The organism is Methanococcoides sp. DA23, from assembly GCF_057593895.1.
Map to the genome: position 1 here is coordinate 842,090 of NZ_CM172520.1, position 11,372 is coordinate 853,461.

12 protein-coding genes and 1 tRNA gene are annotated in these 11,372 nt (G+C 43.1%); 2 read left to right on the forward strand and 11 right to left on the reverse strand.

From position 1 onward, the window contains the following. Positions 1 to 57: 57 nt before the first annotated feature. The 5 genes from AC20MK_RS04260 to AC20MK_RS04280 form a co-directional block, all read right to left on the reverse strand. Positions 58 to 600 carry a hypothetical protein gene (locus AC20MK_RS04260; protein ID WP_487356747.1) on the reverse strand — a complete coding sequence of 181 codons (543 nt, stop codon included), beginning with the start codon at positions 598 to 600 and terminating at the stop codon, positions 58 to 60. A gap of 388 nt (positions 601 to 988) precedes the next feature. Further along, positions 989 to 1,062 (reverse strand) — tRNA-Val (locus AC20MK_RS04265). 561 nt (positions 1,063 to 1,623) lie between these two features. After that, positions 1,624 to 2,088 (reverse strand): DUF3887 domain-containing protein, encoded by a 465-nt coding sequence (locus tag AC20MK_RS04270; RefSeq protein ID WP_487356748.1) that lies wholly within the window; start codon positions 2,086 to 2,088, stop codon positions 1,624 to 1,626. A gap of 9 nt (positions 2,089 to 2,097) precedes the next feature. Next, the gene (locus AC20MK_RS04275; RefSeq protein ID WP_487356749.1) at positions 2,098 to 3,876 is read right to left on the reverse strand and encodes a sensor histidine kinase; all 1,779 of its coding nucleotides are present in this window, start codon (positions 3,874 to 3,876) and stop codon (positions 2,098 to 2,100) included. Between the two features lie 32 nt (positions 3,877 to 3,908). Next, positions 3,909 to 4,421: a response regulator gene (locus AC20MK_RS04280; protein WP_487356750.1), complete on the reverse strand. Its 513-nt coding sequence runs from the start codon at positions 4,419 to 4,421 to the stop codon at positions 3,909 to 3,911. A gap of 150 nt (positions 4,422 to 4,571) precedes the next feature. Here AC20MK_RS04280 and AC20MK_RS04285 point away from each other — a divergent pair, with 150 nt between their 5' ends. After that, positions 4,572 to 4,853, forward strand: a complete 282-nt coding sequence (locus AC20MK_RS04285; protein ID WP_487357058.1) for a MarR family transcriptional regulator — start codon at positions 4,572 to 4,574, stop codon at positions 4,851 to 4,853. A 33-nt stretch (positions 4,854 to 4,886) separates the two neighbouring features. On the opposite strand, the gene AC20MK_RS04290 is transcribed toward AC20MK_RS04285, so the two are convergent. The 6 genes from AC20MK_RS04290 to thiC all read right to left on the reverse strand — a co-directional run bounded on the left by AC20MK_RS04290 (position 4,887) and on the right by thiC (position 10,705). Then, positions 4,887 to 5,699: a sensor domain-containing protein gene (locus AC20MK_RS04290; RefSeq protein ID WP_487356751.1), complete on the reverse strand. Its 813-nt coding sequence runs from the start codon at positions 5,697 to 5,699 to the stop codon at positions 4,887 to 4,889. A gap of 35 nt (positions 5,700 to 5,734) precedes the next feature. Beyond that, complete coding sequence (locus tag AC20MK_RS04295) at positions 5,735 to 5,983, reverse strand: PLDc N-terminal domain-containing protein (protein WP_487356752.1); 249 nt, start codon at positions 5,981 to 5,983, stop codon at positions 5,735 to 5,737. A gap of 36 nt (positions 5,984 to 6,019) precedes the next feature. Next, entirely contained in the window at positions 6,020 to 7,234 is a 1,215-nt protein-coding gene (locus tag AC20MK_RS04300) for an ABC transporter permease (protein ID WP_487356753.1), read from the reverse strand. Positions 7,235 to 7,270: 36 nt separating this feature from the next. Then, positions 7,271 to 8,506, reverse strand: coding sequence for a COG1361 S-layer family protein (locus AC20MK_RS04305; RefSeq protein WP_487356754.1), 1,236 nt, complete (start codon positions 8,504 to 8,506; stop codon positions 7,271 to 7,273). Positions 8,507 to 8,515: 9 nt separating this feature from the next. Further along, positions 8,516 to 9,241: an ABC transporter ATP-binding protein gene (locus AC20MK_RS04310; protein ID WP_487356755.1), complete on the reverse strand. Its 726-nt coding sequence runs from the start codon at positions 9,239 to 9,241 to the stop codon at positions 8,516 to 8,518. A 174-nt stretch (positions 9,242 to 9,415) separates the two neighbouring features. Then, positions 9,416 to 10,705 (reverse strand): phosphomethylpyrimidine synthase ThiC, encoded by a 1,290-nt coding sequence (thiC, locus tag AC20MK_RS04315; protein ID WP_487356756.1) that lies wholly within the window; start codon positions 10,703 to 10,705, stop codon positions 9,416 to 9,418. A 211-nt stretch (positions 10,706 to 10,916) separates the two neighbouring features. Here thiC and AC20MK_RS04320 point away from each other — a divergent pair, with 211 nt between their 5' ends. Next, the gene (locus tag AC20MK_RS04320) at positions 10,917 to 11,363 is read left to right on the forward strand and encodes a universal stress protein (protein ID WP_487356757.1); all 447 of its coding nucleotides are present in this window, start codon (positions 10,917 to 10,919) and stop codon (positions 11,361 to 11,363) included. Positions 11,364 to 11,372 lie beyond the last annotated feature (9 nt).

The window sequence follows — 11,372 nt, forward strand, 5'->3', positions numbered from 1 at the left end:
CCTCAAATAAAATGCAAAGTAGGTTTTCTACAGAGCCTATATACTATTTACTTTAACTTATTCTCCGGAAAGCTCGAATGTTGCGTTTGCCAAGAATACTGTACTGATAGGTACTGTCACAAGCAGGCCAATTCCCAAAAGGAGTGCACCGATCATGTTGAGAACAAGCATGATCACATAAACGATTATACTTTCAACAGGAACTGTCTTTATAATCTCTATGCTTTCTGTTATTCCTTCAATGCCACCATATCCCTTAATGACAAGCAATGGCATTGTAAACATGAACAGTATTCCTACTATTGTGCTGAGTATGGATGCTATCTGCCCGAGTATTGCGACGATCACAATATAGATCAGCATGAATGTCCAGCTTCTGATAAAATCGTCCTTGTTGAAACCTACAAAGACATCAGATATCTCGATTTGTTCTCCCCTTGCTCCTTTTACTGCCATGGAAGTAAATCCATAGGCAAGAGGTGCAATGGTAACTATCAATATTGAGCCTAGGGCGGCTATCAATAAACCAACTATAAATGTTACGAGGTTATCTTTCACAACATTCCAGGAGTTCTTTAAACCTATTTCATAGTCCAACATACCACTTCCCAAATATAATTATTTATAATAAAGAGTATATTTGGAAAGCATATATAATTATCTAACATAATGGCTCTGTATAAATCCTATCGAAATCACTATCAATAGGTAAATTTAAGGTCATAAAGCACAAACCGAAAGCAAACGTGGTGTATCCAATGGTTAGGTTGCCGCAGTCACATGCACACCTTGCAGGCGAGGTTGCGTACGTTTTTGAATCAGAGCACAATGGAAAACCTTTATTTTTGATCTCCTTAGACGAAGACTTCGATGGCAACGTAGTTGTACAACCCACCACCAACTCAGACCTCGAAGCAAGACTAGCTTCGCTGGAGCAAAGGATCATCGACTTAGAAAAACCGCCATGCAGCGAATCAGAAAAACCAGATGGGCCCGGGGAGATTCGAACACCCGACCTCTGCCGTGTGAAGGCAACGTCATAACCAGCTAGACCACGAGCCCATGTTGAATTAAAATAGTTCCTGAGTCAATATAAGTCTATTTTCAGGCACTACAGAGCTTAAATGGAGTTGATGGGCTATAAGTTTAACGGGGGCTGTGGTAGTTTTATGATTATATTAGTATTTATGGACTCAATATATAAAAGAACCTGTCTATTTATGGAAAGGTTTATGTATTATTCATGTATTTAGAGAATTGTACATCGGACTAGAACTCTGGGCAGTTTCTTGAAAAACGGATAAGTTACTACCTCTTGAACCACACACAAACCACCATACTCCCTCTTCCAGCTCAAAGTTCTTGACTGGTGTACATTTAACTCCTCCTTCGTGTATCGGGGTAGGGTGAGAACTCTGCCTCGAACTCCTCTTTTTCAATTTGGTTCTGATACTAATTATTAATCTAATTTTTGAGAGATATTGAAGATCAGTTTCGTAAGAACAGAGCAAGATCGGTGTGTGTAATTTAAAAGAAATGGCATGACATTTCGTGCTGTAATGTGAAATAAGATCAAACGGGTGTAAAGAAAAAGTGAGGTATGAAAGTAAAAAGTGAGGGACTTTATCTTTCAAGGGCCACTCGTTTTCTTATCTTTGGAGAATCGATCCATATACCTTTAAGCTCTCTTTCGCCGTCCTTCTCCTGAAATATCAATCGAAGAATGGTGCCTTCTGGTTCCTTTTCGAATGCTACATTATAGACAACGGCAAAATGTCTGTCAGTAGCAGTTATCTCGACAAGTTCCTTGGAAGTGTAGTTCCCAACCTCATCATGAACAATGTCCACAAGGTCCAGGAACAGGTCTTCAGGAATGGCCTTTTTCATCGTTGGACTAAAATCGGCAGAGAACTTGGTATAGTTCTTCTCATTAAGACCCTGAAGGGTATTTTCTGCTATGGGCTCGGCATATTCTGCAATATCTTCATCCTCTACGCTCGCTCCTTCAAGTTCAATGGATGTGCATCCACTGCAAACGATCGCCACTAAAAGAACAAAGGCCATCAATAATGCTGTTCTTACTCTCATGTTCCTCACTTAAGCTCCCTCAATCTCGGTGAAATCGTCCTCTTTCAGCTCTTTCGGTAATCTGAAAGTGAATGTGCTGCCCTTGCCTGTCTCGCTGTCAAGGTAAATGTTTCCACCCTGTCCCTCGATAATGCCTTTAATGATCGCAAGCCCAAGTCCTGTGCCTCCTGCCTTCCTTGTGGCAGTGCTGTCCACCTGATAGAACTTGTCGAATATCTTCTCGCGTTTTTCCTTGGAGATGCCTATGCCATTATCCTTTATACTTGTCTGCAGGTGATCATCATGATCTTCCACGATGATGCTCACTTCTCCCTCTTCGGGTGTGAACTTGATCGCATTTGTCAGCAGGTTCACAAAGACCCTTATGAGCTTGTCCTTATCCGTCCTGATGACCGGCACATCTTCCGGGCAGTTCACCATGATCTTTATGCTCTTATCCTTGGAATGTTTTTGTACAGTATGAAGGGCAATCTCGATTATCTCTTTGATGTTCACATCCTCAGGTGTGAATTTCATCTTTCCTGATTCTATGCGGGATATGTCCAGCAGGTCATCGACCATTCTCGCCTGTCTGTCAATGTTCCTTACAATAAGGTCCAGCATCTCTTCCTTGATCTCTTGGTTGCATTCGCTTTCCCTCAGGAACTCGCTGGAGGTCTTCATGGCTGTCAGCGGGGTCTTTAGCTCATGGGAGACCATTGAAACGAAATCGTTCTTCAGACGGTCAAGTTCCTTTAATTTCTTGTTAGCGTTCTGGAGATAATCGTTCGATCTTTCCAGCTCTGATGTCTTGCTTTTCACCTCATCCTCAAGGGTCTTGTTCCAGGAGAACAGTATCAGAGCGACAAATGCACTGATAAAGAGGATGAATGCAATGGAGATCATTGCGAAAAGGCCCTGCTTGACATAGACCGACTGTATAAGGGACCCAACATACCACAATGGAGTAACGACACCCACGGACCATTGCTGGTTATACCAGTTCACAGGTACAAAGGAGATTATCTTCTCTTCGAGGAAACCATTCTTGTTCCTCTCAGAGAATTGTCCGCTACCTGAAAGTCCCTCTGTCTGCATGCCGATGATATCAAGCCGTCTGTGGTCAGGCTCGTTTATGATATTGAAATAATTCTTTCCTACGAGATGATCATCGGAACTATCGTAGAGCAGCTTTGCATTATCGTCGATGAGATAAATATATCCTGATTCATATTCCGTTTTTATGGTCTGCTTCGTTATTTCGTCTATCTCTATTATGGCAACTATGGCCCCTTCAAAACTGCCATCATTAAGATAAAGGGGTATCCACACATATATCGCAAGTTCACCCTCTAAAGTAGTGAGTGGATTTGTGATGTAGGTCTCACCTGTACCTTTTATTTTTTCAAAGGCATCAGACTTATCATTTTCATAGAGGTCGTATCCGAAAGGCACATTCTCCTCCGGATATCCTGAGACGATTATGCCTGTACTGTTTATGTATTCGATAGCATGGAAGCCTTCCGACTCGTTATAGACTATCGAAAAAATGGTATTGAAATTATCATCGGGTATGTTATTATGGTTCCTTGAGATTATCTCAAGCATTGTGACCTTTTCGTTCAGGAACGTGGTGATCCCGGTCGATATCTGCTGTGCCTGGCTGGTCTGTTCCCGGGTGAACATCTCAACAAAAAGATCTTCTACCTCTGTATTTGCCCTGATCCCCAGAAAAAGGATAGAAGAAATGAAAAGCATCGTTATCATTACAACGATGATAACGTTCCATCTGCTTTTTGTGGCAAACATATGAGGTCAGCACGATAAGTGCGTTAAAAAAGTTACTCCTGTGTTCTTCTCAACACAGTCTTTATCCTTGCTTTCAGCTCTTTCAGATTGAACGGCTTGGTCATGTAGTCATCAGCACCAATATCCAGACCCTCTACCTTGTCATTGATCTCTCCCTTTGCTGTGAGCATGATCACAGGTATGTTCTCATAGAGAGGTTCTTCTTTCAATCTCCTGCAGACTTCAAAGCCATCCATGTCAGGCATCATGACGTCAAGAAGGATCACATCGGGTATATCGGACTTGAGCACATCAAAGGCCATGTTTCCGTTGTTCGCTTCAATGACATTGTATCCGTCTGCTTCGAGGGCTCTCTTGGTAGCAATGACGGCATCCGGCTCATCATCCACAATGAGGACCTTTTGTCTTGTATCCGACAGGCTCTCAATGGTCTTGGCCACCATGTCCTCAGAAACCGAAAGTTGATCTGCTATCTCCTTTGCACTGATCTCAGGCTGCTGTTCGAGAAGTCTCAGTATGTCTTTTTCAAGCGTTTCTCTTTCCATATATACCACAACTTTCAAATGTATCTAAACATAAATGGATGATATTATTAAAGCCTTTCTAAATATGATAAGGTCCACTCATATATTGTATCAATAGCCAATTATGAGAAAGCCTTATAAATTATTATCGTATATTTAACGGTGATGTCAATGGACGCTCTTGAGAAAATATTTGGGAAGACTGCACAGATAACGGTTCTGAAGAACCTAATTCAGCATAAAGGGGAATCTACTTATCTCTCCGGTATTGCGGAAGAGACCGGTCTGTCCCACTCAAGCGTTGCCCGGGTCATTGAACCCCTTCTCAACTCGAACATCGTCATTGAAAAGCGTCTTGGGAAACAGATAAGAACTTTCAGTCTGAACCTTGACAGTGAACTTACTAATCATATCCTTGATTTCTACGGACGGCTTGAAAAAATGAAACTCTGACCTTTTCTTTTCTATCTTTCAACTCAACGTTCATTATTCCTGTTGAATACCATTGTCGTATTCTTCGATATACTCTGCATCCATGGGTGCGACCTTCCCGATGGACCCTGTAGCTTTTGTTTCATCTTCTTGTTCATCATTTCCACTTTCTGCTTCATCCAGTTCGAAATCTTCAAAACTGGTGTAATCTTTTTCATTGGTCATATCGGAATTTGCATTTCCAAGCAGGTTCTTTGCAAGAATACCTGAAAGTTTTGCCATCCCATTCATAACATGCAGTGAAATTATTCCTATAAGTACCCCGAAGGCCATCATCAGCAAAGCACCGGCAAAAGAATCGATAACTACCGTACTGCTCCCAATACTGTATCCGACGTCAGTAAGCTTATAGACAAAGGGTGTTGCAATAAAAGCAAGAGTTATTACTATCAGTGTGAAAGAGACTATCAGTGTAAATATCCCCAATGGGAACTTAATAAAGAGGAAAAGAAGCCCTTTCCATGTCACAGGATTTAGTATATAGCCCTTTATTTTCTCGAAGTTCTTCTTTTTTCCCATCCCGCGGCTTTCCATGGGTGGTATGTCCACTCCCAGAAGCCAGATCGCAAGCTGTCTTTCAAACGCGGCAAGTTCCCACCATGCAACGAGCATCAATATCAGGATCGGAAGTCCGATCAGAGTTATGGATAGACCTAGACCCATGGAAAGTCCGGTTACAAGGAATATGAAATAAGCTGTTCCGAGGGGGAATGTGAACAAAAGGTACGTCAGATTCAGATAGGTCTGTCCTTTAGTGACCACTCCGAAGAAATCACGTATCCATTTTGTTATATCATTTAGACCCATGTTGAACATTCTCCTTTATCACGATAATATTCGTATCATACATCCGCTGCATCAGAATCCGCATTGCGTTTTTGTCTTCTGAAAATGAAGTATGTCAGTGCACCTAATAATTGTGCAAATACTATAATAATGACCCATATAAGTTTGTCATTTCCCTTCGATGGCTCGTTCATGATACAATCGATAAGCATCCATATACAGAAAATGGTACCACCTATCGCAAGCCCTGCAAATAGCAGGAACAGCAAAAAATGTACCGGGAAGAAAATCCAGCTATCGATCATATTATCTTCTCCTTTGCATTTTAGAGTTTCGTTCTTTCAATCATGTCTCAATGCATCGACCGGTTTCATCTTAGCAGCCTTGTTCGCAGGATATGCTCCGGCGATCAGACCTACGAATATGGATACGACGAAGCCTGCGAATATCTTTGATGCAGGAAGCACCACTGGCAGGTTCATGAAAGCTGCAGCCCCATAGGCTCCAGCACAACCAAGTATCACTCCAAGGACGCCACCGATAGTTCCCACGACCGCTGATTCGACGATGAACATCGTAAGAACATCGAAATTGGAGTACCCTATAGCCTTCATCAAACCTATTTCCGATGTACGTTCGGTAACGGTGACAAGCATGATGTTCATGATCCCGATGGACCCTACAACAAGTGAAATGAATGCAACTGCTGTCAGCAGTCCGGATAGAGCACTTGAAAGGGAGCCCGCTTCCTCAAGCAACTCCTGCTGGTCTACGATGAAATAAGGTTTGATATCATCTTCTTCCATATCCCTTGATGAGATCCCCATATATCTTCCGAGTCTCTTATCGATCTCCTCGGATGTTTCGGTAACCGTCTCAATTGATTCTCCCTCGGCGAATATGCTGGAATAATCACTGACCGAGAGGATCTCGTTCATGGTCGATATTGGAATGAATATCCTTTTATCGGGTACCATCCCTCCTGCTATGAAGCTTGGTTCGGATTTTTGGACAATACCTTTGACCTGGAATGTCTGTGTTATCTCTTCTCCATCACGTGTTCGGAAATTGATCTCGATCGAATTCTTATTCGATAACTTTCGGTCAAACGTATCTTCAGATACCTCATAACCTATCACAGCCACATACTGATCATTGTCTTTGATGAAGTTCCCTTCACTAAGCCCAATGTTGGCGACCTCATCATAGTCGCCTGTGACCCCCGTAATTGTCACTCTCCGCGAATCTGACATATAAGTGACTTCTGCGACCTGTTCATTGATGGGTGAAGCTCTCAGCACTCCTGGTGTTTTCCTGACAACTTCCAGTTCGTTATCAAATAACGTGTTTGGTTCATTTGCACCCACATAGATGAAATTCGAGCCTATCGTTCCTATCTCTTCATCAAAATATTGGTTAAAGCTCGCACCTAAGGAAACATTGGCGATAACAGCAGCTACCCCTATCACGATCCCCAGAGTTGTTAATGTGGAACGAAGCTTGGAGCTAAAAATACTTCCCAATGCGATTTCAAGTGACTGCTTCAGATCGACCATTGTATTATCTCCTTTTGATAGTACCTCTGACTCCGCTCAATCCTGTTTCCTTTTCTTGTAAACGAAAATCCCTGCTGCTGCCACTATCAAAATTACGAAAGCAATAGTTGTACTGCCAGTGCTGGTATCTGGCTTTTCTTCAATTACCTCGAGGTTTCCCACATTGGCAGAAGTTGTGTGATCGTTAAACCCGTTCCTGTATTCTGCTTCAAGGGTGAGCGAAGATTGTTCTCTTTCCTCTTCCGCAATAGCGTTAAATTCAATTGTAAAAAGCTCGTCCGGTTTCATTGAGCCGATAAAATATTCTGCAGGTGAGAATTTGATCCCTTCTGCCACTGGTCTTACACTCACAGAGGATATCGTGTTCTGGTGAAGGTTCGCAACATCGAATTGTATCTTCCCTTCACTGTTCGTTAATGTCATGGACTTTGAGGGGATTATCTTCAGGGATGAACTGTCAATGGTGACAGGTACTCTCCAGATGTTGTTATAGGAATATGAATTACCAATGATCGCAAGGTCAAGATAGTATGTTCCTTCCTGGACATCTTCCGGAACCTCTACATTGAATGTAAGGGTGACCGAGTTACCTGGACCGATTATACCGGCTTCCTGAACGCCGCTGGTGACCTTGATGCTGTCAACACCTGTAAGACTTGCCGACTGGATGCGTGCGTTAGTGTCATAATCCTCTCCATCATAATTGATAGTGTTCTCTGATGCTGTATTTGTCAATTTGAAACTTATCGTACCTTTATCTCCCGGGCTGAACATATCCGGGGTGGATGTGGTCTCAGTAAGCTCAAGAGTGCCTTTACTATCAAATGTGGTGGAACCGACCTTTATTTTGAAAGTGTCCTTTATCCAGGGACTGTTATCCGTGCCTCTGTAATACACATCAAAGGAAGCTGTCCCGGGTTTTGCATTCTCATCTACGTACAGGCGGAACTCCTGCACAGATGCACTGTCCGGTGAAAGTATGCCTATATTATTCTCAGCATTTTTTTCAGAATCAAGGGACAATGGATATTCAGGCACAAGTTTTATTGTCACGTCATCGGACTGTCCTGACCTGAAGTTCTCCACCTTTACCCACACATCCACATATTGTCCTATCTCTGCCGGAAATGGTTCGTATTTCTGAACGCTGATATCCAGGCTTGTTACACTGCTCTCCTGTGCAGATGCGGAAGGCATTACCATTATCAAAAGGACCATCATAACTGCAAAGACCGTTATTTCCTTCGTTATTCTCGAATTATCATTTCCCATGTCATCACCTTAATTATTCTCTATATAGCCATCTTTCACATGGATGGTCCTGTCAGCATATGCTGATGTCTCAGGATCATGTGTTATCATTATTATCGTGCTTCCATTCCTGTGAAGCTCGGAAAAGAGTTCCATTATCTCGACACTTGTCTTCGAGTCGAGGTTCCCCGTAGGTTCATCTGCCAGAATGATGGCAGGTTCGTTAATGAGGGCTCTTGCAATAGCGACCCTCTGTGATTGTCCACCTGAAAGCTCAGTAGGTTTGTGTTCCATGCGGTCATCCAGTCCTACCAGTCCCAGAAGCTGTTTCGCACGTTGGTTCACGTTGACATCAATTCTGCGGTTAGCGTGTGTTGGTAAAAGGACATTCTGTAAAGCTGTAAGTCTTGAAACAAGGTTGAAGTTCTGAAAAACAAAACCGATCTCTAATCCCCGAAGCTTTGCAAGTTCACTCTCAGAGATGCTGTTTATGTCCTTGCCCATGACAAGGACCTGTCCCCCACTTGGCCTGTCAAGACATCCAAGCAGGTTCATAAGAGTGCTTTTGCCAGAACCCGATGGTCCCATGATCGCAATGAACTCGCCCTTTTTCACAGTGATGTTGATATCATGAAGGATGGGTACTTCCATGTCGGACAGATAATAGCTTTTTTTCAGACCAATGGTCTCCATGACCGCATCGGGTAAGTCTTTCATTTTTTGTTCGGTCTGGTTGTTCAATACCTTTTCTTCCATGTGATGCACAATCCTGTCTATTTATCGACAGGATTGTCTATGCTCATATTTCTATATATACTTTCCGACATTTTGGCAAAAGCGTCCTTTAAAATTAGCAATGGATATAAAAAAAGAAAAGTGCAAAAGGTCTTAGATTTCAGTAATTGAAAAAAAGAAAGAGCTACAGGAAGATCAATTGTCTTTCTGCCTGCTCTCTTCAAGTGCACTTTTGACTATCTTCATGGCACAGAGATCCCCGCACATGGAACATGCATCAGTTCCGGTATTTCGGCTTTCCCTTATCTTGCGTGCTTTTTCAGTATCGATGGCAACTTCGTATTGGGTCTCCCAATCGAGGTCGGCACGTGCATGTGCCATCCTGTCATCCAGCTCACGTGCCTTCTCTTTCTGTCCCTCGCGGGTAAGGTCGGCAGCATGTGCAGCGATACGTGTGACAATGGCACCTTCGCGTATGTCCTCTATGGTTGGTAATGCAAGATGTTCTGCCGGTGTTGTCATGCAAAGGAAGTCCGCTCCGCACATTCCTGCCAGTGTGCCTCCGATAGCTCCGGTTATGTGGTCATAGCCTGGTGCAATATCGGTCACAAGAGGGCCGAGCAGATAAAGAGGTGCACCGTGGCACAATTCTTTCATGGCCTTCACGCTAAGCTCTACTTCGTTCAAAGGTACATGGCCCGGACCTTCCACAAAGGTCTGCACGTCTGATTCCCTTGCTTTGCTTACAAGTTCTCCGAGGGTGATGAACTCCATGAACTTTGGTGCATCGGATGCATCATGGATACAACCTGGTCTCATGCCATCGCCAAGACTTATGGTCAGGTCATATTCCTTTGCTATCTCCACAAGGTAGTCATATTCAGCATAGTAAGGATTTTCCTGCTCATTATGTATCATCCATGCAATGGTGAAAGAGCCGCCACGACTGACCACATTTGTGATCCTGTCACCCTTTTTGAGCCTTTCCAATGCATTATAATTGACACCTGAATGGATGGTGACAAAATCGACCCCATCCTCAGCATGTTTGCGAACGGCATTGAACATGTCATCGGATGTCATATCGACCACGGTCTTATGTGATGCTGCTGCCTGGTATATTGGTACGGTTCCAATAGGCACATCCACTGCATCCATTATCCTTGAACGTATCAGGTCGAGGTCGCCTCCGGTAGACAGGTCCATAAGGGTATCTGCTCCGTATTCTACCGCTGCTTTTGCTTTATCGACCTCGTCATCGATATCCACAAAATCCCTTGAGGTTCCGATATTGGCGTTTATCTTAACACTCATATATTTCCCGATACCAAATGCACGGGATTTACCTTTGATGTTCTTTGGGATGGTCACAAGTCCCTTTGCAACACAGGACCTTACCAGGTCTGCATCTATCCCTTCAACTTCGGCCACACTTCTAATCTCAGGAGTGATCAGTCCCTTCCTTGCATCTTCCATTAATGTCATAGTTACTCCGGCATAATGATCTGTAGCTTAATATGTTATTTTTCAAGTCTTGTTTGTAGTTGCAATACAGCACAGGTGCATATATATGTTTCATATTCCTGTGGCCGAACTTTCTCAGGACATTTTAGTAAATCTGATATACTATTGAAAAGTATATTTTAGTTGGGTGAATATGTTTTAAAGAACACCTATGTATTACTGGGGGTATTACATGGCAGGTAAAAGTTATAAGAAAATATTGATAGCTACCGATGGTTCTGATAATGCAAAGAATGCTATTTTTTCAGGAATGAACCTGGCAGAACTACTTGGATCAAAGGTCTATGCAGTCTGTGTCCTTCCGACACATCCCGCTTCTTCCATGCCTATAGGCTCAAGGATGATGCGATGGGAAGTACCATTTGATGTAATGAGGGAAGAGGCTACAAAAGCAGTGAACGAGATTGTCGAAGTCGCCAAAATAAATGGCGTGGATGCAGAACCCGTTCTGCTTGAAGGTCATCCTGCTGAAGAGATCATCAGATATGCACAGGATAACGATATCGACCTCATCGTAATGGGAACTCTCGGTAAGACTGGTCTGACACGATTGCTTCTTGGAAGTGTGGCGGAAAATGTATTACGTCATTCTCCTGTGGAAGTTCTGGTAGTAAGGTGAACCTTTTGT